Below are 22,941 nucleotides of genomic sequence, written 5' to 3' on the forward strand. Positions count from 1 at the left end.
AAGCTAAATAGAAACTACCGACTTATCTAATTGAGCGCAAATGGGGTGCAAATATGACGGGAGTGTGAGATTCGGTCATCAGTTCGTGATGTATTGCTTGGGATGAGGTCTCCAGTGCGCGGATTCACCCGGATCGGCAGGAAGCTACCGGTACCGTAGGAGCGGTGTCCTCCCCCACCGCTGATCCGCTCTCCCCAGTCCTCACCCCGGAGGGGTGGGAGCTGCTGAACTCGCTGCCGCCCTATGACGAGGAGTCGGCCTTCGGCCTGAACCTTCGACTGCGCGAGGCCGGCCACCCGCCGGACCGGGTGGCGGCGGCCCTGACCCAGTCCCGGCTTCGCGCGGCGGCGCGCAAGAAGTTCGGCGAGTTCGCCGGCCGGATGCTCTTCACCCACGAGGGTCTGCAGCAGTCGACCCGGCTGCCGGTGGCAGCGCGCCACGCCCAGCGTTTCCGCACCGCCGGTCTGGACCGGGTGATCGATCTCGGCTGCGGCTTGGGCGGTGATGCCATGGCAGCGGCCTCTCTGGGACTGGCCGTGACGGCGGTGGAGGCCGATGAGCGCATCGCGGCAGCGGCCACGATGAACCTGCACCCCTTCCCGGAGGCGGCGGTGGAGCACGGCACCGCCGAGGACTTCGCCGCGACCTTTGATCTGCTCGGCGCCGGGGCTCCCCCAGGCTGGGGCCTGTGGTTGGATCCGGCACGCCGCGACCCGCACGCGGCCCAGGATGCCGCCTCGACCGGGCCCTCTCGGCTCTGGGACCCGGAGTCCTTCTCGCCCCCGCTGAGCTTCGTGACCGCCCTGGCGAGCACCGGCGCCCCGATGGGGGTCAAGCTGGGCCCGGGGCTGCCGCATGACCTGATCCCCGCCGACTGTGAGGCCGAATGGGTCTCTGTGGATGGAGATCTGGTGGAGGTGGTGCTCTGGTTCAACGCCCTGGCCCGTCCCGGGGTCCGCCGTGCCGCGACGCTGCTGCCTGGCGACGGCGCCGCGCCCGTGGAGCTGATCAGCGAGACCGACTTCGGCTCCGGCGCGCAGCTGGAACCCGAGGGGCGAGCCGGGCTCTCCGGGGTGCTGCATGAACCGGACCCGGCGGTGATCCGTTCCGGGCTCGTCGCCGAGCTCGCCGACGCGTTGGATGCTCATCTGCTCGATGAGCACATCGCCTATTTCTGCGCCGAGGAGCCCGTGGGGGACCCCGCCTATCGGTTCTCCCGGCAGTTCCGGGTGCTCGAGGTCAGGCCCTACAACGTCAAGTCGCTCAAGGCCTGGGTGGCCGATTCCGGGGTGACGACCCTGGAGATCAAGAAGCGAGGGGTCGACGTCGTCCCGGAACAGCTCCGCCAGCAGGTCCTGCCGAAGAAACGCGCCAAGGGGCCCCGGCACCGGGCCACCGTGGTGGTCACCCGGCTGGGCGAGGAGCGGGTCTTCGCCGTGGTGGAACCGCTGTAGCCGCTCAGCAGGCGGAGTGGCCGCGGGGCAGCTCGCCCACCTCCACGGGGAGCGCTCCGGGCGCCTCGGCGCCGGCGAGCACCGCGGCGAGCGCCTCGAAGGATTCCTGGGTCCGGCCGTAGAGCGCGATCTGGGTGGGGGCGTCGGCCCCGGCCAGCACCTCGGGACGGTCCAGGGCCACGGCGACGTCACCGCCGGCGGCGCTGGACTCCCCGACCAGGTTCACCACCGCGCCGGTGCCCACGGTGAGCCCGGCCGCCTCGGCGGCCGCGGTCAGCCGGGAGCGGTCCTGTTCGCTGCCGCCGAGGATGGTGATCCCGGCATCGGCCAGATCTGCCTCACACTCTCCAGCGACAAGGGTCACCGCGGATTCGCTCAGCTCCGTCGCGGTCTCTTCGGGGCTGCCGGATTCTGATTCCTGGTCGGCGTCTGCTTCAGCATCTTCACCGCGCAGCTGCTCGGGCAGCTGAGCCCCGGGGCCGGCGGCGAGCTCTCCGGCGGCCAGCTCGGCCTGCCAGAGCTGCAGCGCGGCCACGCGTTCGGCCGCCTCCTGAAGGCGAGAGCGGTCGAGCTCGCCCGACTCCACCGCCGCGACGATGCCGGTGTGGGCGCCGCGGAGGTCAGCGGGCATCAGCAGCAGGTCCGCGCCTGCGCTCAGCGCGGTCACGGCGGCCTGGTCGCCGCCGTAGCCCTGGACGATGGCACCCATGTTCAGCGCATCGGTGACCACCACGCCCTCATGGCCCAGCTCGCGCAGCTCGGTGTAGGCGGCGGCGGAGAGCGAGGAGGGAACGCCTGCTTCCAGCGCGGGCACCTCGATGTGGCCCATCATGACCATCGGAACACCGGCCTCGGCAGCCTCGGCGAAGGGCGCCCAGTCGCGGGCACGCAGCTCCTCGAGGCTGGCGCCCTGGACGGGGAGTGTCTGGTGGGAATCCTCGGTCACGGAACCATGCCCGGGAAAGTGCTTGACCGAACCCGCAAGCCCGCCCTCGGCGAGACCCCGGATGCCCTCCATACTCAGTTCGGCCACGGACCCGGCATCCGATCCGAAGGACCGGGAGCCGATGGTCGGATCGGAGGCCCCGACGGTGACGTCGCCGTTGGGCGCGAAGCTGGTGGTGAACCCCAGGTCAGCCAGCTCAGCGGCGAGGAAGCGGTGTCCAGACCGGGTGAGCGCGCCGTCGTCGTCCTGCGCGTCCGCCTCCGGCTGTTCCTGCTCCGGATCGTCCTGGCCTGAGGCGGCGGCTCCGTAGGCCATCGGGGTGGGCCATTCGGTGAGCGGGGCGCCGACCCGGGTGACCAGGCCGCCCTCCTGGTCCACGCTGATCATCGGGGGCACCTCACGCTCCCCGGCGGCCTCGCCGAGTGTGCTCAGCGCGGCGGCCAGCTCCTGCGTGTCGACACCTCTCTGGGCGAGCGGGACGTTGGCGCCCATGATGATGGCACCGCCGAGGTGCAGCTCCTCGATCAGGGCCGCCATGCCCGAAGCATCGGGGGTCGCGTACTCCCCCACCAGCACGGATCCGGCCAGCTCGCTGAGGGAGTACTCCGCCACGAGCTCGGCGGCCCGTTCCTGGTGGTCCTCTCCGGGCCCGGCGAGCGCGGCCTCCTGGGCCTGCTCGGCCTCGACGCGGCGCTGCTCCTCGGCCTCCGCCGCGGCATCCTCGGCGCTCTGCTGGCTCGGCTCGCTCGGGTCCGACGGATCCCCGGAGGCCTCCGGATCGGAGCCTCCGGCGCAGGAGCTCAGCAGCAGGGAAGACAGCAGCACCGCCGCCACGAGGGGGCGAGGACGTGAGGAACCGGCAGAAGACATGTCAGCCAGGATATCCGCGCCGCCTGGACGGCCCAGCCGGACCTCGGACGCGAGTCCCGGGGGCCCGGGCCTCCAGGGGAACTTCGGGCCGTGCATCGGGGATCGTCCAGCCGGGGCAGTATTCTGTGTGTTGATGTGGCCGCCGGCCCTGACACCCTGAGGAGCCAAGTTGGAATTACCCTTCGCGCAGTCACGACGTTCCACCCTGGGCCTTGAGTGGGAGCTGGCCCTGGTGGATCGGCAGTCCGGAGATCTCCGGTCCGTGGCGGACCAGATCCTCAGGTCCTGCCACGCGGACCTGCCGGATCTGAGCCCGGAGGAGGAACACCCCTATGTGAAGCAGGAGCTGCTGACCAACACCGTGGAGCTGATCACCGATGTCTGCCCGGATGTGAACACCGGGGTGGATCAGCTGCGCGAGACCGCCAGCAACGTGATGCGCCACTGTGAGCCGCTCGACGTCGAGCTCTACTGCCAGGGCTCCCATCCCTTCGCCGCACCCACCGAGCAGGAGGTGACGGATAAGGAGCGCTACGCGGAGCTGATCCGGCGCACCCAGTGGTGGGGCCGGCAGATGGTGATCTACGGGGTGCACGTGCACGTGGGTCTCGATGACGTGGCTCAGGCGATGCCGGCGGTCAACGCCCTGTGCAACTACAACGCCCACTTCCAGGCGCTCACCGCCTCCTCGCCCTATTGGTCGGGTGAGGACACCGGATACGCGTCGCAGCGGGCGCTGGTCTTCCAGCAGCTGCCCACCGCCGGCGCGTCCTTCCAGTTCGAGGAATGGTCCGGCTATGAGCGGGCCGTCAGCGACCTGGAGCACACCGGCGTGATCAACGATGTCACCGAGGTCCGCTGGGACGTGCGTGCGGTGCCGCGGCTGGGCACCGTGGAGCTGCGGGTCTGTGACGGTCTCGCCACGCTCGAAGAGATCGCCGGGGTCGCGGCGCTGACCCAGTGCATCGTGCACTCCACGGTCAAGGACCTGGAGAACGGCGGCAAGGTGGTCTCGATGCCGCCGTGGTTCGTGCAGGAGAACAAATGGCGCGCCGCGCGCTACGGCCTGGACGCCGAGATCATTCTCAACGCCGAGGGCGACGAGATGCTGGTCACCGATCACCTTCAGCAGGAGCTGAACCGGCTGGAACCGGTGGCCAAGGAGCTCGGCTGCGCCGATGAGCTCGCCCTGGTCGAGCAGATGATGCGCGACGGCGCGGGCTATATCCGTCAGCGTCAGGTCGCGGAGACCCACCAGGGGGACCTGCGGCAGGTGGTGCTCGACGCGGCCGCCCGGACCCGGATGTCGATCAACGGTCCGCGGCGGGTCTGATCAGACGCTGATCCGCTGCACCGGTTGGGAGGAGTCGGCCGGGATCTGCAGCGAGGAGGGCGTGACTCCGGCGGCGACGAGCTGCGCGCCCAGGGCCGCGACCATGGCACCGTTGTCCGTGCACAGGCTCACCGGTGGAATCCGAAGCTCGATGTCGGCCTCCGCGCAGCGCTGGGTGAGCAGCTCGCGCAGCCGCTTGTTCGCCGCGACTCCCCCGCCCAGCATCAGCGTGGTGATGCCGTGTTCGCGGCTGGCGCGCACCGCCTTGGCGGTGATCACATCCACCACCGCCTCCTGGAAGCTGGCGGCGATGTCTGCCACCGGGACCGGCCGGCCGGCGACCTCAAACTGCTCCACCGCGCGCGCCACCGCGGTCTTGAGCCCGGAGAAGGACCAGTTGTGCCGATGCTTACCCGGGGTCTGCGCAGAGCCTTCGAACTTCGGCATGGTCAGGCCGCGCGGGAAGCGGAAGGCGTGTGGATCCCCGGCCACCGCGGCGGCGTCGATCGCTGGGCCGCCGGGGTAGCCCAGTCCCAGCAGCCGGGCGGTCTTGTCGAAGGCCTCACCGGCCGCGTCGTCGATCGTCGAGCCCAGCAGCTCCACGTCGCTGGTCAGCGAGCCGACTCGAAGGATCTCGGTGTGGCCGCCGGAGACCAGCAGCGCCCCGGTGTTCTCCGGCAGCCTGCGCATGCCGCCCGGCTCGGGCTCGGGCTCCGCATCCGGCTCTGCGTCGGGGCCTTCGGCGCGGTGCCCGGAGGGGTTCCCGTGGGAGTCCCCGTGGGAGTTCGCGTGGGGCTCGAGCAGCCCGACGCCCACGTGGGCGACCAGGTGATTGACTCCATAGAGCGGCTTGTCCGCGGCCAGGGCGAGCCCCTTCGCGGCGGAGAGCCCGACCATCAGCGCCCCGGAGAGCCCGGGGCCGGAGGTGACGGCGATCGCGTCCACCTCGTGCAGCTCGATCCCGGCGGTCTCCAGCGCCTCTCGCAGCGTCGGGAGGAAGGCCTCGAGGTGGGCGCGGGCCGCGATCTCCGGAATCACCCCGCCGAAGCGGACGTGTTCCTCCATCGAGGAGGCGACGGTGTTCGCCAGCAGCTCGGTCCCGCGGACGATCCCGATCCCGGTCTCGTCGCAGGAGGTCTCGATGCCGAGCACCAGCGGGGCCCTGCGGGCTGAGAGGGTCTCGCTCATGTGAAGGGGCTCCTGAGGTCTGCGGCCGAGCTGGGTGCGGTGAGGTCGATCAGCGGCTTCGCCATGATCAGCGCATCCTCGCCGTCCGGGTAGTACTGCGCGCGGGTATGGATGTGGCTGAAGCCCTCCCGGCGATACAGCGCCTGGGCCCCCGGGTTGTCGGAACGGACCTCGAGCAGGATCTGCTCGGCGGACTGCTCTCGGGCCGAGCTGATCAGCAGGCGCAGCAGCCGGGTGCCGAGTCCGTGACCCTGGGACTCGGGGGCCACTGCCAGGGTCTGCACATCGGCCAGCGGCAGCACGCACATCATGCCGGCGTAGCCGGCGAGCCGACCCTCGGCGTCTCGGGCCACCCAGTATCGACGGGTGGGCTCGGTCCCCGGGCCCGAGACGGTATGTGCCAGTTCGTCGTAGAAGAAGCTCTCGGGCCAGGCGTCCTGCGGGAAGAGCCGGCGCTCCAGGGCGAGCACCTCATCCACGTCAAGCGCCGTCATCGGGGTGAGGCCGTAAGCCTCGGCGGCAGGGTTGACGGGGTGCGGCGGGGTCGTGTCGGTCATGACGTCTGCTTCGCGCGCATGTGGGCCGGGACCTTGGCGTCGGATTCGCGCAGGTACAGCGGAAGCGGTTCGAGCAGCCCCGCCCCGACGGCTGTCGCGGCCGGTTCCCCGCGGCGCTGCGGCTCCGGGATCTGCCCCAGCCGACGCTGGGCGAGCTGGCCCAGCTCCACGGCATCGGGCAGCCAGTGCGATTCCGCCGTCCCACGGGCGGCGAGGTCCTGCGGATACAGGCTGGCACCCACCCCGACCACAGGGAGCTCCGGCAGCTCGCTGGCGGCGCTGACCCGGGGGCCCTCGAGCAGCTCGGCGAATCCCTGAGGCTCGGCACGGTAGCGCGCCCAGTAGACCTCGCGGCGGCGGGCGTCGCTGGCGACCAGGAACTCGTGCGATGTCGAGGTTCCCGAATCCGCCGGCTGGTTCACGGCGCGCTGCGCCAAGGAGTCCAGGCTGCACACTCCATAGAGCGCGACGCCCCAGACCTCGGCGAGCGACTGCGCGAGCGCGAGACCGACCCGCAGCCCGGTGAACGGGCCCGGGCCCACTCCGACGACGACGCCGCGGAGCCCGGCACCGGTCGCCTCGGCGTCGCGCATCGTGAGCGCCACCGCCTCGGCGAGCACCTCGGCATGGGTCGTGGTCTCGGCGGTGCGCCATTGGGCGCGCACCCCATCGGCGTCGAGCACCGCCACGGAGGCGCCGGCGGAGGAGTCGATCGCAAGAATCACCCCTCCATGGTAGTTCCTCACAGCTGCGGGGGCTGAACCCAGGCAGGCCCGTAGCCGCGCAGCACTGCGCGCCGCCGGGACCCCAGCACATCGGCCTCGGTTTCGGAGAAGTCGGTGATGATCTCGGCCGCCCGGTGGGCATCCTGCGGGGCGGCTTCCGTATGTGAATCCCTGATCAGCTCGAGATCCAGCCAGGACCCCGCCGTTCCGACCAGTGCCGCCTCGACCATTCCGCGGCCCCATTCCACCACGGTCACGGAATCGGCCATGGTGGAGCTCAGATCCAGAGATTCCAGGCCCTGCGCGTCGGTGCGGTAGGCGTCCACATGGACCAGGTCGGGTCCGAAACCCTGCGCACGGTGGATGCGGCTGAGGGTGAAGGTCGGGGAACTGATCATCCCGCTGACGCCCAGTGCGTCGCCCAGGGACTGGGTGAAGGTGGTCTTGCCCGCCCCGAGGCCTCCGGTGAGCACCAGCAGCGTGCCCGGCGTCAGCTGTCCGGCGAGATCTGCGGCGAACCTGGCTGTGGCCTGCAGATCCTCCAGGACCACCTCGATGCTCCACCGCTGCCCCTCCAGGGGGGCGGCGGGGCTCTGCAGGCCGCTCATGCGGAGCCCTGCTGCGAGGTGGCGGCGGCGGGTGCCTGCTCGGAGTCCAAGACCAGGCGGGGCACGCGTTCCCCGATCCGGGTGATGATCTCGTAGTTGATCGTGCCGGCCGCGCTGGCCCAGTCCGCGGCCTCGATCCCGGAGTCTCCCCCGAAGATCACCACCTCGTCCCCGACCTGGACCGGGGTGTCGAGCTCCTCGAGGTCCACCACGAACTGGTCCATCGCCACTCGGCCCACCGACTGGTAGCGCCGGCCGTTGATCCACACCGGGGCGTGGACCGCCACCCGGGGGATCCCGTCGGCATAGCCCAGCGGAACCAGCGCCAGGCTGGTCGGCCGGTCCACCCGGTGGGTGAGTCCATAGCTGATCCCCTGGCCGGTCGGGACCTGCTTGACGTTGGCCACGGTGGTGCGCAGCTCCATCGCCGGACGCAGTCCCAGGTCTTCTGCGGTCCGGTCCGCGAAGGGGCTGTGCCCGTAGACCCCGACCCCGACCCGCACCATGTCGAAATGCGCGTCCGGACGGGAGAAGGCGCCGGGCGTGTTCGCCACATGGCGAAGGTCCGGCACGATCCGGTGCTCCTGCGCCACCTCGAGCGCGTGGCGGTACACCTCCAGCTGGTCATCGGTCTCCCGACGGTCAGGCTCGTCGGCCACGGCGAGATGGGTGAAGATGCCCTCCACGCTGATCAGACCGCGCTCCTGGCACTGCGCGGCGAGGCTCAGCAGCTCGGGCCACTGCTCCACGGTGCAGCCGTTGCGGCCCAGTCCGGTGTCGATCTTCAGGTGCACGCGGGCCGGCTTCTGCAGGGCCTCTGCCGCACGCGCCACGTGGTGGATCTCCCAGCCGGAGATCCCCAGATCGATGTGTTCGGTGATGGCCGCGGCGAAGTCGGTCCCGCGGGTATGCAGCCAGGCCAGGATCGGCGCCTCGATGCCGGCTGCACGCAGCGCCAGCGCCTCGGTGACATGGGCGGTGCCCAGCCAGTCTGCTCCACCCTCGAGTGCGGCCCGCGCCGCGGTGACCGCTCCGTGCCCGTAGCCCTCGGCCTTCACAGCCACCAGCACCTTGGCCGGCTGCACGTAGGAGGCGATGGTGCGCACGTTGTGCCGGATCGCGGCGGGGTCGATCACGGCCGCACGCTCGGCGGCCTCGGGAAGACGGGGGGTGGCGCGGGGGTCGCCGATGATGCTCATGGAACCACCCTATCGAGAGCCACGGACACAGATGCGGTGCGGCGGCTACTCGCGCAGCGCGCCGATGAGCGCGCTGGCTCCGAACTGTCCCCGACCGTGGGGATCCAGACGCTGGGCCGCGGCGGCGTGCAGCCGGGCGCCCTCGGCGGCGATCCGGGAGAAGTCCAGGTCCTGCGCGCTCGAGGCGGTGGCCAACAGCGCCCCGATGATCCCGGTCAGGACGTCGCCGGTGCCTGCGGTGGCCAGACCGGGGGTCGCGGAGCGCACGATCAGCGGGGCGGCGCCGTCGGGACCGGCCACCACGGTGCTGGGTCCCTTGAGCAGGACCGTGGCGCCGAGGGTCTCGGCCAGCGCACGGGCGGACTCCAGGGTGTCAGGCTCCCCGGCGAGCAGCCGCTGCAGGGTCTGGTCCTCCAACGCCTCGGCGATTCGACGGGCCTCGCCCAGGTGTGGGGTCAGGATCAGCTGGGCGCCGAGTCCGCCGGAGCTGAGCAGGTCGCCGCGGAGCAGCTCCAGCCCGGTGGCGTCGAGCACGCAGGGCATCTGGGCCTCCACGGTGGCGCGCAGCATCGTCTCGGCCTCCACCTGGCGGGAGCGGTCGCGTCCGAGGCCCGGTCCGATCGCGGCGGCGGTGGCGCCCTCGATGGCCTTCTCGGCCCGGCCCTGACTCATCACGGCCTCGGGCCAGGACTGCAGCACTGCGGAGGAGACGCTGGGCTCGGCCTTCAGCCGGACCATCCCGACCCCGGAGGTGATGGCCGCACCCACGGTCAGCTCGGCGGCCCCGGGGAACTGCGCGGAGCCGGCCACCACCTGCAGGGTGCCGCGACTGTACTTATGGTCCCCTGGGCGTGGCCGCGGGGCGCTGGGCTCGGGACCGGTCAGGTCCCAGGCGGCGGGGGCTGGCAGCTGGTCGTCAAGCCCGATGTCCACGGTGTGGATCTCCCCGCTGAGCAGGCCTCCCTCCCCCAGCAGCAGTCCCAGCTTCGCGGCGCCGAAGCTGACGGTGTGCTGGGCGGGGATCGCGTCCCCGGGGCAGCGTCCCGTGTCCGCCTCGACCCCGGAGGGGATGTCGCAGGCGACGACGGTGCTGGTGCTCGCCGCGGCGCTCAGCCCTGGGACCTCAGGCAGGCTGAGCCCGCCGCGGGCGCCGGTGCCCACGATCGCGTCGATCAGCACCGTGGTATTCGCCGGGACATCCGCGCGCAGTCGGCCCCCGGCGCGAAGGAAGGCTTCCAGCGCCTGCGGGTGGGCACGCTCGGCCACCAGCACCGCCGCTGCGTCGACGCCGCGGGAACGCAGCTCGGCCAGCGCGAAGAGTCCATCGCCGCCGTTGTTTCCGGAGCCGATCAGGCCCACGACCCGGGCTCCGTAGATCCCGCCGCCGCGGCGCAGCAGTTCCAGGACCCGGCTGGCCAGTCCGTAGGCGGCCCGCCGCATCAGGGCAGGCCCCTGCCCGGCCTCGACCAGGGGCAGCTCGGCGGCGCGGACCTGGGTGCCGGAGTAGAGCGGAAGCGAGGCAGCGGTCATGATCAGCCCTCCGCGACCACCATGGCGGTGGCCACGTCGCCGTCGTGGGAGAGCGAGAGGTGCCAGCGTTTGACGCCCTTGGACTCGGCCACCTTTTCCACGGTCCCGGAGACCTTGACATGGGGTGCTCCGGCGGAGTCCATGACCACCTGGCAGTCCTGCCAGTTCATGCCCGCCGGGGCGCCCAGCGCCTTGGCCACGGCCTCCTTCGCCGCGAAGCGCGCGGCGAGCGAGCGGGTGTTGAGCTCACGCTCGGCGGGGACGAAGAGTCGCTGCCGCAGCGCCGGGGTCCGGCGCAGCTGATGTTCGAACCTGGTCACCAGGACGACGTCGACCCCTATTCCGACGATCATGTGCTGCTCCTTCTTCCGCAGGATCACGCTCAGCTGCAGGGGCACCCCCGCTGTACGGCTCGCGCCGCACAGCGGATCACCCCGTCTTGATGGTCACTCCACGGTGACCGACTTGGCCAGGTTGCGCGGCTGGTCGACGTCGTAGCCCTTCTCGGCGGCCAGAGCGCAGGCGAAGATCTGCAGCGGAACGGTGGTCAGCAGCGGCATCAGCAGCGGCTGGGTCTCCGGGACGTAGAAGACCGTCTCGGAGTAGTCCACGACGTCGGCGTCGCCGACCTCGGCCACGGTGATCGTCTTGGCGCCGCGGGCGCGGACCTCCTGAATGTTGGAGACCACCTTGGCGTGCAGCGAGTCGCGGCCGTGCGGGGAGGGGACCACCACGAAGACCGGCTGGCCCTCGTCGATGAGCGCGATCGGACCGTGCTTGAGCTCGCCGGCGGCGAAGCCCTCGGCGTGGATGTAGGCGATCTCCTTGAGCTTCAGCGCGCCCTCCATCGCGACCGGGTAGCCGACGTGGCGTCCGAGGAAGAGCACCGAGGGGGCCTGGGCCATCTCGCGAGCGAGCTCGCGGATCTGCTCGCCGCCGTCCAGGACTTCCTGGATCTTGGCGGGGATCTTGTGCAGGTCAGCCAGAATGTCCTCGATCTCGCCCTGGAAGAGCTTTCCGCGCAGCTGCGCCATGTAGAGGCCCAGCAGGTAGGAGGCGGTGATCTGAGCGAGGAAGGCCTTGGTGGAGGCCACCGCAATCTCGGGTCCGGCGTGGGTGTAGAGCACCGCGTCGGATTCACGCGGGATGGTGGATCCGTTGGTGTTGCAGATCGCCAGGGTCCGGGCGCCCTGCTCCTTGGCGTAGCGGACCGCCATCAGGGTGTCCATGGTCTCTCCGGACTGGGAGAGCGAGACGATCAGCGTGGAGTCATCGATGATCGGGTCGCGGTAGCGGAACTCGTGGCTGAGCTCCACCTCCACGGGCACGCGCACCCAGTGCTCGATGGCGTACTTGGCGACCATGCCGGCGTAGGCGGAGGTGCCGCAGGCCAGCACGATGATCTTGGAGATGGACTTGAGCTCTTCTGGGTCGATGCGCAGCTCGTCGAGCACCAGGCGGCCGGAGGCGTCGGTGCGGCCCAGCAGGGTGTCCTCCACGGCCTTGGGCTGGTCGTGGATCTCCTTCTCCATGAAGGTGCCGTAGCCGCCCTTCTCGGCGGCGGCGGCGTCCCAGTTCACCGAGAAGCGCTTGCCCTCCGCGGGGGTGCCGTCGAAGTTGATGATCGCGACGTCGTCGGTGGTGATGGTCACGACCTGGTCCTGCTCGAGCTCCACGGCTTCACGGGTGAAGTCGATGAAGCCGGAGACGTCGGAGCCGAGGAAGTTCTCTCCCTCGCCCAGGCCCACCACCAGGGGTGAGTTCCGGCGCGAGGCGACCACGCGGTCGGGCTGATCGGCGTGGACCGCGAGCAGCGTGAAGGCTCCTTCGAGCTCGCTGGCGGCCAGGCGCATCGCCTCGGTCAGGTCACCCGCGGCTGTGCCGGTGAAGTACTGACCGATCAGCTTCGCGGCCACCTCGGTGTCGGTCTGGGAGCTGAACTCCTCGCCGGTGGCCACGAGCTTGGCCTTGAGCTGTGCGAAGTTCTCGATGATGCCGTTGTGGATCACGGCGAGCTTGCCGCCGTCGGCCAGGTGCGGGTGCGCGTTCGCGTCGTTGGGCGCCCCGTGAGTGGCCCAGCGGGTGTGTCCGATGCCCACCGAGGCCTCGGGCATCGGGGCCTCCTCGATCTCCGCCAGGAGGTTGGCGAGCTTGCCGGACTTCTTCCGCGTCGAGACGCTCCCGGCCGTCACGGTCGCCACGCCCGCGGAGTCGTATCCGCGGTACTCCAGACGACGGAGGCCCTCTAGGAGCACGTCAAGTGCTGAGTGCTGACTGGTCTTCTCGGGCAGGCCTATATAGCCGACGATTCCACACATGAGGGATAGCGTATCGTGTCAACGTGTCTGAACGCCCATCCGAAGATCCTCATCCGCGCGCCTCCACGGGACCTCTGCCGGCCCTGGTGGCGGGCACCGCACCCTGGGCGGGCTCGCCGTTCAAGCAGGATCAGGCGAACACCTCGCACTCGCCCTTCGCGGAGCTTGACCGCCAGGCCTGGGCCCGGTTGGCCGACACCATAGAACAGCCGCTGAACCAGGACGACGTGGACCGGCTGCGCGGCATCGGTGAGCACCTCTCGCTCAACGAGGTCGAGCAGATCTACCTGCCGCTGAGTCGGCTGCTCTCGATCTATGTGGAGTCCGCCGCGCAGCTGCGCTCCGCGGCGAACGAATTCCTCGGCGAGCAGACCCTGCGCACCCCCTTCGTCATCGGGGTGGCCGGATCGGTGGCGGTGGGCAAATCCACCACCGCCCGCGTGCTTCAGGAGATGCTGCGCCGCTGGCCCTCGACCCCCCGGGTGGAGCTGGTGACCACCGACGGCTTCCTGTATCCCAACGCCGAGCTGCAGCGCCGCGGCCTGATGGACCGCAAGGGCTTCCCGGAGGCCTACGACCGCAGGGCGCTGCTGCGCATGGTCTCGGAGGTGAAGTCCGGCAAGCCCGAGGTGCGCGCTCCGTGGTACTCCCACCTGGTCTATGACATCGTCCCGGACCGTGAAGTGGTGATTCGCCAACCCGATGTGCTCATCGTGGAGGGCCTCAATGTGCTGCAGCCGGCGCGGGTGCGTGAGGACGGGACCACAGGTCTGGCGCTGAGCGACTTCTTCGACTTCTCGATCTATGTCGATGCCAAGCCCAAGCACATCGAGCAGTGGTACGTGGATCGGTTCATGCGCTGGCGCGACGGCGCGTTCGCCGATCCGCAGAGCTACTTCCACCAGTACTCCTTCCTCGACGACGAGCAGGCGCAGGCGCGCGCCTCCGAGATCTGGAACCGGATCAACGGCCCGAACCTGCGCGCCAACATCGCCCCGACCCGCTCCCGGGCGCGGCTCGTGATGGCCAAGGGCGAAGATCACTCGGTCTCCCGCGTCCTGCTGCGCAAGGTCTGACGCCTCGACCATGGTTCTGCCCCGCTTCGCCTGCACCCTTGACGTCTTCACCGCCTGCTCCTTCACCGCCTGTGCCTTCAGCACCGGTGCCCTGCTGTCCGGTCCTCGCCGAGGGGCCGCCTGATGTCGAAAGCACGGTTGGGCCCGGACCGGGGTCGTCAGTACCAGCAGCAGCAGGCCCGCCGTGCCCGGATGTACCGGCGACGTCGCATGGTCGTGGCCCTGCTGATCCTCAGCGTGCTCGCGCTGATCGGCTTCCTGCTGCCCCGGGCCTGGGACGGGATGCGTGCCGCGCTGGACGTGGACCAGACGCTCGCCGAGGTGCGCGGGGACCAGCTGCCGGAGGCCCCGGATGCGTCCCGGGACTCCGAGCAGACCCCCGAGCCCACTCCGGAGCCAAGCGCAGAGCCCGCACCAGAGCCGTCCCCCGAGCGCGCCAGCGAGCCCTCCTGGGACCCGGACTCCGTCCACGTGCTGGTGAACCCGCAGAACCCGCTGGAGCCCGAGGACTACGCCCCCACAGATCTGGAGGTTCCGGAGGTCCGCACGACCACCGAGAACCAGCTGATGCTGCGCGCACCCGCCGCCGAGGCGCTCGAGCAGCTCATCGCCGCCGCCGCCGAGGACGGTCAGGTCCTCGCCATGACCAGCGGCTACCGGTCCTACGACGCGCAGGTGAGCTTATATGCGAACCGCCACGCGGCGGTGGGCACCGAAGCCACGGACGAGCTCGTGGCCCGGCCCGGCTACTCGGAGCACCAGACCGGGCTGGCGGCCGATGTGATCAGCATCGAGAACCCCGAATGCATCCAGGGGCACTGCTTCGCGGAGACCCCGGAGGGCCAGTGGGTGGCGGAGCACGCCGCAGACCATGGATTCGTGGTGAGGTATCTGGAAGGGGCCGAGCAGATCACCGGCTATGAGTTCGAACCCTGGCACCTGCGCTATGTCGGCGAGCAGACCGCGCAGGAGGTCGCCGCCGAGGGTCTCACCCTGGAGGAATACTGGGACCAGCCGGGCGCCGCGGAGTACGACGACGCCGGGCCGGCCCTGCCCTGAGGCGCGCCGCGGGCCACCGCTGAGCACCTCCGGGAGCGCCCGCTGCCGATCCGGCCAGCGGGTTCTGGTGTCCTAGACTTCTTCCATGCTCAAGGGATTCAGACACTTCATCACGCGCGGAAACGTTGTGGACCTGGCCACCGCGGTGGTCATCGGCACCGCGTTCACCGCGGTCGTCACCGCACTGGTGGAGAGCGTGCTGATGCCGCTGATCTCCGCGCTGGTGGGCACCCCCGACTTCGATGACTTCGCGGTGGTGATGCTCAACGACACTCCGATCCGCTTCGGCGTGCTGCTGACCGCCCTGGTGAACTTCCTGCTGATCGCCGGCGCCGTCTACTTCGTGATCATCGCGCCGATGACGCGCATGATCGAGGCCAGGGAGCGCCGATCCAGGGCTGCTCCGCCGGCGGCGGAGGATGAGAACATCTCACTGCTGCGCGAGATCCGGGATCAGCTCAAGGCCCAGACCGAGGTCACCAATCCGGCGTTCCTGGCCTCCCTGGCGGAGGCTCAGCGGCAGGCGGCCGAGGACGCGGAGCAGCAGAGCACCCAGGGACCCAGGCGCCATCCGGTGCTGGGCAAGGCCAAGGACGTGGTCTGGGGCAAGGACTAGCCCCACCCCACCCTGCGTTGAGGGGCGGATTCTCCGACCAGTTGAGGCCTTTCCAGGGCTCAGATGCTCGGAGAATCGGCCCCTCAACGAAAGAGGGCACGCCCCTCAACGAAAGAGGACACGCCCCTCAACGAAAGGGGGCTATGGGGTCACAGCGCGAGTTCGGCCTTCACGACGTCGGCCAGCGCCTCGGACTCGGCCCGGGCGAGGTCTGCCGTCGGGGCCTCCACCATGACCCGGACCACCGGCTCCGTGCCCGAGGGACGCAGCAGCACCCGGCCGGTGGCGCCCAGTCGGGCCTCCACCTGCGCCACGGCCTCCTGGACCGACTGGTGCGTCTTGACCCGGGTTCGGTCCACACCCTTGACGTTGATCAGCACCTGCGGCAGCCGAGTCATCGACTCCGCCGCGAGGGTCCGGACCGACCTGCCGGTGGCCGCGACCCGGGCGGCGAGCTGCAGCCCGGTGAGCAGTCCGTCACCGGTGGTGGCGTAGTCCGCGAAGATCAGGTGCCCCGACTGCTCGCCCCCGAGGTTATAGCCCGCTGCGCGCATCGCGGCGAGCACGTAGCGGTCCCCGACCGCGGTCTCCACAAGCTTGATCCCTGCGGCCTCCATGCCGAGCTTCAGGCCGAGGTTCGACATCACCGTGACGACCAGGGTGTCATCGACCAGGGTGCCGGCTTCCTGCTGCGCGATCGCCAGGACCCCCATGATCTGGTCACCGTCGATGATCTCTCCGGTGTGGTCCACCGCCAGGCAGCGGTCGGCGTCGCCGTCGTGGGCGATGCCCAGGTCGGCTCCATGCTCGCGCACCGCGTCCTGCAGCGGACCCAGGTGGGTGGAGCCGTAGCCATCGTTGATGTTCAGACCGTCGGGCTCGGCCCCGATGACGATCACCTCGGCCCCGGCGTCGGTGAAGGCCTGCGGCGAGACCCCGGCGGCGGCACCATGGGCGCAGTCGAGCACGATCTTGAGTCCCTTGAGGCTCACACCGTTCAACGAGCGCAGCAGATGCACCAGGTAGCGGTCCTCCGCATCGGCGAATCGGCTGATCCGCCCGACGTCGGCTCCGGTGGGCCGCGGAGGCGTGCGCCCCATCTCGGTCTCGATGGCGTCCTCGGCGGCGTCGTCGAGCTTGTGCCCGCCCCGGGCCAGGAACTTGATCCCGTTGTCCGGGGCCGGGTTGTGCGAGGCGGAGATCATCACGCCGAAGTCCGCGCCGATGTCGGCGACCAGGAACGCCGCCGCCGGGGTGGGCAGCACGCCGGCGTCGAAGACGTCGACCCCGCTGCTGGCGATGCCGGCCTGCACCGCGGCGGAGATGAACTCCCCGGAGATGCGAGGGTCCCGCGCCACCACTGCGGTGGGCCGGGTGCCGGGGGTCACCTGCTGGTGGCCGAGGACGGTTGCTGCTGACTGGGAGAGGGTGAGGGCGAGTTCAGCGGTGAGCAGCTCGTTGGCCACACCGCGCACGCCGTCAGTGCCGAAAAGTCGTGCCATGATGTCGGCCAGTCTACTGGGCAGATCCCGCACAGACGCGAAGAACCCCGCCGGAGAGTCTCCGGCGGGGTTCTTCGAGCAGCTGGGGTCAGCACTGAGAACAGTGCTGGTTGATCAGCGCTTGGAGTACTGCGGTGCCTTGCGAGCCTTCTTCAGACCGGCCTTCTTGCGCTCCACCGCACGGGCGTCGCGAGTCAGGAATCCGGCCTTCTTCAGTGCCGCGCGGTTGTGGTCGCGGTCGATCTCGTTCAGTGCCCGGGAGATGCCGAGCCGCAGCGCGCCGGACTGGCCCGAGGGGCCGCCGCCGTCGATGCGGGCAATGACGTCGTAGGCGCCCTTGAGGTCGAGCAGGGTGAAGGGATCGTTCACTTCCTGCTGGTGCAGCTTGTTGGGGAAGTACTCCTCCAGGCTGCGACCGTTGAGGGTCCAGTTGCCGGTGCCCGGGGTGATGCGGACACGAGCACGTGCGCGCTTGCGTCGACCGATGGCGGCTCCGCCGACGGTCAACGGTGCACGCTCGGACTCGCCGGCGGTCTCCTCGGTGGGTGTTGATTCCGAGGTGTAGCTTGAAAGCTCCTCGGTTTCGGTGAGCTCTTCAGTGTTCTGAGCCACGATTCTCCTTGAAAATTCTAGTGTCGGGTGGCCAGGACTACTGAGTGACCTGGGAGATGTCGAACGGCTTCGGCTGCTGCGCGACGTGCGGGTGCTCTGCACCTGCATAGACGCGCAGCTTCTTCAGCTGGGCCGTTCCGAGCTTGTTATGCGGCAACATGCCCTTGACCGCCTGGTAGGCGGCGCGGGTGGGGTAGCGCTCGACCATCTCGTTGAAGGTCAGCGACTTGATGCCGCCGGGAAAGCCGGAGTGGCGCCAGTAGCGCTTCTTCTCGGCCTTGTCGCCGGTCATGGCGACCTTCTCGGCGTTGATGATGATGACGAAGTCGCCCATGTCCTGGTGTGGGACGAAGGTCGGCTTGTGCTTGCCGCGCAGCAGCGCAGCAGTCTGGGAAGCGAGCCGGCCCAGCACGACGTCAGTCGCGTCGATGACGTGCCACTGGGCGTCGGCGTCGCCAGGCTTCGGGGTGTACGTACGCACGTTGGTATGCCTTCGGTCGATGTTCTACGGTTCAGTGCACTGGACTCTCCGGTGTGTGAGAGGCACCGAGTGTCAGTGACTGTTTCTTCGCGAGTGCGACATCCGGATTCCCAGGTGAGGACTGGGAAAAGACCGGGCCCGTGAGTTCCCCTGCAGTCCGCGGAGGCTGACGACCATGCAACTGAGCCGCCTCGACACGAACCCACGCAAGGGTGGACACGCACAACAACCAACAACTATACAGAGCGCCCCCGCCTTTGAGCAAAGTCACCCTCAGATCGTCCAGCGGTGACCCTCGCTCCAGGCGGGGGCGACGCTCCCCCACGGGCGCTTCAGCGCCCGGAACGGGCGTGGCTTCAGCACCCATCCCAGGCGTGGCTTCAGCACCCATCCCAGGCGTGGCTTCTGCGCCCAGGATGGGCGTGGCCTCAGCGCCGGCTCAGCGGGCCTTCGTGGCCCGTGGAGCCTTCTCGTAGGCGCCGTCTGACATGTCTTCCAGCTCACGCCCATTGGTCTCGGGCACCCATTTGAGCACGAAGAACATCGAGAGCAGCGCCGAGACGGCGTAGAAGCCGTAGGCGAAGACCAGCGAGAACGCCGCCATCTCGGGGAACAGCATCGAGATCAGGAAGTTCGCGGCCCAGTTGGCCGAGGCGGTGACGCCCAGTGCCACCGCGCGGACCCGGTTGGGGAACATCTCACCCAGCAGGACCCACATGAACGGTCCCCAGGTGGCGCCGAAGAAGAGCACGAAGACATTCGCGGAGACCAGCGCGATCATGCCCCAGGCGCCTGGCAGGGAGACCAGCTCCTCGCCGTCGGCTCCGATCGTGATGATGGCCCGGCTGAATGCCACCGCCATCATGCCCAGGCCCAGGGCCATGCCGGCCGAGCCGACGGCCAGCGGGATCCGGCGGCCCACCTTGTCCACGATGATGATGCCGATGACGGTGGCCACGATGTTCACGCTCGTGGTGATGATCTGGACCAGGAACGCCTGATCCTCCGCGATGCCCACGGCCTGCCAGAGGGTGTTGGAGTAGTAGAAGATGACATTGATGCCGACGAACTGCTGGAAGACCGCCAGGCCCAGGCCCACCCAGACGATGGGGGTGAGTCTGCCGCTGACGATGAGGTCACGGAACTTCTGCCGCGCCTCGAGGTTGATCGTCTCCCGGACCTCCTTGATCTTCTGCGCGATCGCCGATTCACCCCGAACGCCCACGATCTCTTCGAGGACCTTCGCGGCCTGCTTCTCCCGGCCGCGGGAGATCAGGTAGCGCGGTGATTCGGGGATCGAGGAGGCCAGCAGGCCGTAGAGCAGCGCTGGGCCGGCCTCGAGCAGGAACATCCAGCGCCAGGCCTCCAGCCCGAGCCAGAGCTCCTCTGCCGCGCCGTCGGCGACATTGGCGACGAAGGCGTTGGAGGAGGCGGCCATGAAGATGCCGACCACGATGGCGAGCTGCCAGGTGGAGCCGAGGCGTCCACGCAGGTGGGTCGGGGCGACCTCGGCGATGTAGGCCGGGGCGATCACCGAGGCCATGCCGACGCCGATGCCGCCGAGCACGCGCCAGAGCACCAGGTCCACGGCGCCGAAGGCCAGCCCGGAACCGATCGCGGAGAAGCAGAACAGTGCGGCGGCGACCATCATGGCCCGCTGGCGGCCGATCCGGTCCGAGAGGCTGCCACCGGCCCAGGCGCCGATCATGCAGCCCAGCAGCGCGGAGGAGACCGTGAAGCCCACCGCGAGGTCAGAGAGGCCGAACTCGGCCTGGATGGGGCCCACGGCCCCATTGATCACGGCGGTGTCGAAGCCGAAGAGGAAGCCGCCGAACGCGGCCACCAGGACGACCCATGCGACGCCGCCGATTCCGGATTCCTGCGAACGAGAGGTGGTGCTCATCTGTGGTGGGTTCCTTTGCAGGTCAGGGATGAGGGCCTTCATCGGTGAAGGCGAGCCCGAACGAGTATGGCCCTCAACCGTGTTCCATGCCACCCCGGAACCCTGCAGCAGGCTGCCCGGGAAGCCCTGACAAGGCTCTGAAGCCCAGCAATGACAGGACCTCCAGGGTTCGAGGAACTGTCTGACACGATACCCGGCTGTGCCTGAGATCACAGCCGGGTAGCGTCATCCGTCCTGTTCTGCGTGCTGTTCTGCGTGCTGCCGGCGCGCTCGGGTCTGGGCCGAGCGGTGCCCCAGCTGCTCGTGCGGCGGATACGCGACGGACTCCAGGACCAGGCCACCGGGTGGGGCCAGTCGGACCCGCTGGTCCCAGATCGGCTCCTGGAGCCGGTGCATCAGCCAGCCGGGGGGCCGGCGCCCCTCCCCCACGTCCAGGCAGGCTCCCATCAGGGCGCGGACCATATGGTGGCAGAACGCATCGGCGGTGAGCTCGGCGATGATCACCCCGTCGACGTCGCGGCGGATGCTGAAGTCATGCAGCTCCCGGATCGTGGTGCTGCGCTCCCGAGGTCGGCAGAAGCTCCCATAGTCCTGGAGACCGGCCACTGAGGCCGCCTCAAGGCGCATCAGCTCGGCGTCCAGCGGCACCCGGTGCCACGCCGTCTCGACCCGGCGCAGCGGGTCCCGGCGGGCCGGAGCATCGGCGATCCGGTAGCGGTAGGTGCGGCTCAGCGCGGAGAACCTCGCGTCGAAGTCCTGCGGGACGATGGCAGCCGCGAAGACGACGACGGCTCCGCGCTCACCGTGCAGCACCCCGGCCAGACGGCGCACCAGCGCCTCCTCCGGGGCGATCCAGCGATCCCGACCCAGCTCGGTGTACTCGGCCTCGGTGAGGTCCAGGTGGACCACCTGGCCTCGGGCGTGGACGCCGGCGTCGGTGCGCCCGGCCACGATCAGCGGCACCTCGCGTCGAAGCAGGGTCGCCAGCCCCGAGCGCAGGGCACCTTCCACGGTGCGCAGCCCCGGCTGCATCGCCCACCCGTGGAAGGCGCTTCCGTCGTAGGCCAGGTCCAGACGTACCCGGAGGGTCGGGGTCTGGGGGTCTTCACGGAGGTTCATGGGCTCCCTCTGTCCATGCGAGATCAAGGTCTGAATATGAGGTGGATCTGGGCACAGACACGTCAGGCGCCCGCGATCGGTGAGATCGGGGGCGCCTGAGCGGTGCGTGCTGTGGGGTCTACTTCTGGCCCTCGGCCTCAGTGGACTCGACCTCTGAGGACTGCGCCTCAGTGGACTCGACCTCTGGGGTCTGCGCCTCAGTGGACTCGGCCTCGGGGGCCTGCGCGGCGGGGGTCGCGGTGGCCTGTTCGGCCTCCTTGACCACTGCCTGCTTCGGCGAGACCGGCTCCATGACGAGCTCGATGACAGCCATCGGGGCGTTGTCGCCCTTGCGGTTGCCGATCTTCACGATCCGGGTGTAGCCGCCTTCACGCTCGGCCATGGCCGGGGCGATGACGGTGAACAGCTCGTGGACGATCGCCTGGTTGGTCGCGCTGTTGGCGCTGATCTTGCCGACCACGCGGCGACGGGCGGCGATGTCGCCCTGCTTCGCCATCGTGATCAGACGCTCCGCATAGGGGCGCAGGCGCTTGGCCTTGGTCAGCGTGGTGGTGATCGAGCGGTGCTCGAACAGGTTGGCGGAAAGGTTCGCCAACATCATCTTCTCGTGCGACGGGCTGCCGCCCAGGCGCGGACCCTTGGTGGGGGTAGGCATGGTCTGGTTCTCCTTGAGTGGTGCGCAGTCAGTTCAGTTGAACGTCAGCGCGAATAGTTGTCGTGGGCCGCAGTTCTTCAGAACCGCTGCTGCTCTTCTTCGACGTAGTCCTCGTCGCCAGCTTCCTGGAAGCGAGCCGCGGTCGGGTCGAAGCCTGCCGGGGAGTCCTTGAGGCTCAGGCCAAGCTCGACGAGCTTGTCCTTGACCTCGTCGATGGACTTGGCACCGAAGTTGCGGATGTCCATCAGATCGGCCTCGGAACGAGCCACGAGCTCACCCACGCTGTGGATGCCCTCGCGCTTGAGGCAGTTGTAGGACCGCACGGTCAGTTCCAGATCCTCGATGGGCAGAGCCATGTCGGCGGCCAGTGCGGCGTCGGTCGGCGAGGGGCCGATCTCGATGCCCTCAGCGGCCACGTTGAGCTCGCGAGCCAGCGAGAACAGCTCGACCAGGGTGGTGCCTGCCGATGCCAGGGCATCGCGGGGCTCCATGGACGGCTTGGTCTCGACGTCGACGGTGAGCTTGTCGAAGTCGGTGCGCTGCTCCACACGAGTCGCCTCGACCTTGAAGGAGACCTTCAGGACCGGGGAGTAGATGGAGTCGACCGGGATCCGGCCGATCTCGGCGTCGGCCATCTTGTTCTGTGCCGCCGAGACGTAGCCGCGTCCGCGTTCCACGGTCAGCTCCATGTCGAGCTTGCCGTGCTCGTTCAGCGTGGCGAGGTGCAGCTCCGGGTTGTGGAACTCCACGCCAGCTGGCGGAGTGATGTCGGCCGCGGTCACAGGACCGGGGCCCTCCTTGCGGAGGTAGGCGACCACGGGCTCGTCATGCTCGGAAGAGACCGAGAGCCGCTTCACGTTCAGGATGAGCTCGGTGACGTCTTCCTTGGTGCCGGCGATGGTGGTGAACTCGTGGAGCACACCGTCGATCCGGACGCTGGTGACGGCCGCACCGGGGATGGAGGAGAGCAGGGTCCGGCGCATGGAGTTGCCGAGGGTGTAGCCGAAGCCCGGCTCGAGAGGCTCGATGACGAAGCGGGAGCGATTGTCGGCGACAACTTCTTCGGTCAGCGTGGGGCGCTGTGCAATGAGCACTGATTGTTCCTTTCAGAGTGCGTCCGCTATATGACGCATTCTCACTGAGTAATGATGCTCGGCCTGCCCCCGGCGTTGCGGCCAGGGGCAGGCTCT

21 protein-coding genes are annotated in these 22,941 nt (G+C 69.3%); 5 read left to right on the plus strand and 16 right to left on the minus strand.

Going from position 1 to position 22,941, the window contains the following annotated elements:
• The first annotated feature begins 164 nt into the window (after positions 1-164).
• On the plus strand, positions 165-1,454 hold the full coding sequence (locus I2487_RS00510) for a THUMP-like domain-containing protein (protein ID WP_207169853.1): 1,290 nt from the start codon (positions 165-167) through the stop codon (positions 1,452-1,454).
• Positions 1,455-1,458: 4 nt separating this feature from the next.
• Here the strand turns inward: I2487_RS00510 and I2487_RS00515 are convergent, their stop codons facing one another.
• Entirely contained in the window at positions 1,459-3,270 is a 1,812-nt protein-coding gene (locus I2487_RS00515; protein WP_207169854.1) for a glycoside hydrolase family 3 N-terminal domain-containing protein, read from the minus strand.
• A 169-nt stretch (positions 3,271-3,439) separates the two neighbouring features.
• Here I2487_RS00515 and I2487_RS00520 point away from each other — a divergent pair, with 169 nt between their 5' ends.
• Positions 3,440-4,603, plus strand: coding sequence for a glutamate--cysteine ligase (locus I2487_RS00520; RefSeq protein ID WP_207169855.1), 1,164 nt, complete (start codon positions 3,440-3,442; stop codon positions 4,601-4,603).
• Here the strand turns inward: I2487_RS00520 and I2487_RS00525 are convergent, their stop codons facing one another.
• The 8 genes from I2487_RS00525 to glmS all read right to left on the minus strand — a co-directional run bounded on the left by I2487_RS00525 (position 4,604) and on the right by glmS (position 12,728).
• Positions 4,604-5,791 carry a tRNA (adenosine(37)-N6)-threonylcarbamoyltransferase complex transferase subunit TsaD gene (locus I2487_RS00525; RefSeq protein ID WP_207169856.1) on the minus strand — a complete coding sequence of 396 codons (1,188 nt, stop codon included), beginning with the start codon at positions 5,789-5,791 and terminating at the stop codon, positions 4,604-4,606.
• The gene (rimI, locus tag I2487_RS00530) at positions 5,788-6,348 is read right to left on the minus strand and encodes a ribosomal protein S18-alanine N-acetyltransferase (RefSeq protein ID WP_207169857.1); all 561 of its coding nucleotides are present in this window, start codon (positions 6,346-6,348) and stop codon (positions 5,788-5,790) included. The genes I2487_RS00525 and rimI overlap by 4 nt, the downstream gene beginning before the upstream one ends.
• Positions 6,345-7,073: a tRNA (adenosine(37)-N6)-threonylcarbamoyltransferase complex dimerization subunit type 1 TsaB gene (gene tsaB, locus I2487_RS00535; RefSeq protein WP_207169858.1), complete on the minus strand. Its 729-nt coding sequence runs from the start codon at positions 7,071-7,073 to the stop codon at positions 6,345-6,347. Before tsaB ends, rimI begins: the two co-directional genes overlap by 4 nt.
• A gap of 17 nt (positions 7,074-7,090) precedes the next feature.
• A complete protein-coding gene (tsaE, locus tag I2487_RS00540) occupies positions 7,091-7,681 on the minus strand; it encodes a tRNA (adenosine(37)-N6)-threonylcarbamoyltransferase complex ATPase subunit type 1 TsaE (protein ID WP_207169859.1) in 591 nt (196 codons plus the stop codon).
• Entirely contained in the window at positions 7,678-8,880 is a 1,203-nt protein-coding gene (gene alr / locus I2487_RS00545) for an alanine racemase (RefSeq protein WP_207169860.1), read from the minus strand. Before alr ends, tsaE begins: the two co-directional genes overlap by 4 nt.
• Before the next feature lie 45 nt (positions 8,881-8,925).
• The gene (locus I2487_RS00550; RefSeq protein WP_207169861.1) at positions 8,926-10,410 is read right to left on the minus strand and encodes an NAD(P)H-hydrate dehydratase; all 1,485 of its coding nucleotides are present in this window, start codon (positions 10,408-10,410) and stop codon (positions 8,926-8,928) included.
• Between the two features lie 2 nt (positions 10,411-10,412).
• Positions 10,413-10,763, minus strand: coding sequence for a holo-ACP synthase (locus I2487_RS00555; protein ID WP_207169862.1), 351 nt, complete (start codon positions 10,761-10,763; stop codon positions 10,413-10,415).
• Between the two features lie 93 nt (positions 10,764-10,856).
• Positions 10,857-12,728: a glutamine--fructose-6-phosphate transaminase (isomerizing) gene (glmS, locus tag I2487_RS00560; RefSeq protein ID WP_207169863.1), complete on the minus strand. Its 1,872-nt coding sequence runs from the start codon at positions 12,726-12,728 to the stop codon at positions 10,857-10,859.
• Between the two features lie 86 nt (positions 12,729-12,814).
• Here glmS and coaA point away from each other — a divergent pair, with 86 nt between their 5' ends.
• The 3 genes from coaA (at position 12,815) to mscL (ending at position 15,479) form a co-directional block, all read left to right on the plus strand.
• Entirely contained in the window at positions 12,815-13,804 is a 990-nt protein-coding gene (coaA, locus tag I2487_RS00565; protein WP_207169884.1) for a type I pantothenate kinase, read from the plus strand.
• A 123-nt stretch (positions 13,805-13,927) separates the two neighbouring features.
• Complete coding sequence (locus tag I2487_RS00570; RefSeq protein WP_207169864.1) at positions 13,928-14,863, plus strand: M15 family metallopeptidase; 936 nt, start codon at positions 13,928-13,930, stop codon at positions 14,861-14,863.
• 85 nt (positions 14,864-14,948) lie between these two features.
• Positions 14,949-15,479 carry a large conductance mechanosensitive channel protein MscL gene (mscL, locus tag I2487_RS00575; RefSeq protein ID WP_207169865.1) on the plus strand — a complete coding sequence of 177 codons (531 nt, stop codon included), beginning with the start codon at positions 14,949-14,951 and terminating at the stop codon, positions 15,477-15,479.
• A gap of 149 nt (positions 15,480-15,628) precedes the next feature.
• On the opposite strand, the gene glmM is transcribed toward mscL, so the two are convergent.
• The 7 genes from glmM to I2487_RS00610 form a co-directional block, all read right to left on the minus strand.
• Positions 15,629-16,981 (minus strand): phosphoglucosamine mutase, encoded by a 1,353-nt coding sequence (glmM, locus tag I2487_RS00580; protein ID WP_207169866.1) that lies wholly within the window; start codon positions 16,979-16,981, stop codon positions 15,629-15,631.
• Between the two features lie 114 nt (positions 16,982-17,095).
• Positions 17,096-17,593 (minus strand): 30S ribosomal protein S9, encoded by a 498-nt coding sequence (gene rpsI / locus I2487_RS00585; RefSeq protein WP_207169867.1) that lies wholly within the window; start codon positions 17,591-17,593, stop codon positions 17,096-17,098.
• Between the two features lie 37 nt (positions 17,594-17,630).
• Positions 17,631-18,074 carry a 50S ribosomal protein L13 gene (gene rplM, locus I2487_RS00590; RefSeq protein WP_036473275.1) on the minus strand — a complete coding sequence of 148 codons (444 nt, stop codon included), beginning with the start codon at positions 18,072-18,074 and terminating at the stop codon, positions 17,631-17,633.
• Between the two features lie 439 nt (positions 18,075-18,513).
• Positions 18,514-19,977: a sugar porter family MFS transporter gene (locus I2487_RS00595; RefSeq protein WP_207169868.1), complete on the minus strand. Its 1,464-nt coding sequence runs from the start codon at positions 19,975-19,977 to the stop codon at positions 18,514-18,516.
• A gap of 225 nt (positions 19,978-20,202) precedes the next feature.
• A complete protein-coding gene (gene truA, locus I2487_RS00600; RefSeq protein WP_207169869.1) occupies positions 20,203-21,096 on the minus strand; it encodes a tRNA pseudouridine(38-40) synthase TruA in 894 nt (297 codons plus the stop codon).
• Positions 21,097-21,214: 118 nt separating this feature from the next.
• Positions 21,215-21,751 (minus strand): 50S ribosomal protein L17, encoded by a 537-nt coding sequence (rplQ, locus tag I2487_RS00605; protein WP_207169870.1) that lies wholly within the window; start codon positions 21,749-21,751, stop codon positions 21,215-21,217.
• A 77-nt stretch (positions 21,752-21,828) separates the two neighbouring features.
• Positions 21,829-22,845, minus strand: coding sequence for a DNA-directed RNA polymerase subunit alpha (locus tag I2487_RS00610; protein WP_036473272.1), 1,017 nt, complete (start codon positions 22,843-22,845; stop codon positions 21,829-21,831).
• Positions 22,846-22,941: the final 96 nt, after the last annotated feature.

Source organism: Nesterenkonia sp. E16_10 (genome assembly GCF_017347085.1).
Taxonomy (GTDB): domain Bacteria; phylum Actinomycetota; class Actinomycetes; order Actinomycetales; family Micrococcaceae; genus Nesterenkonia.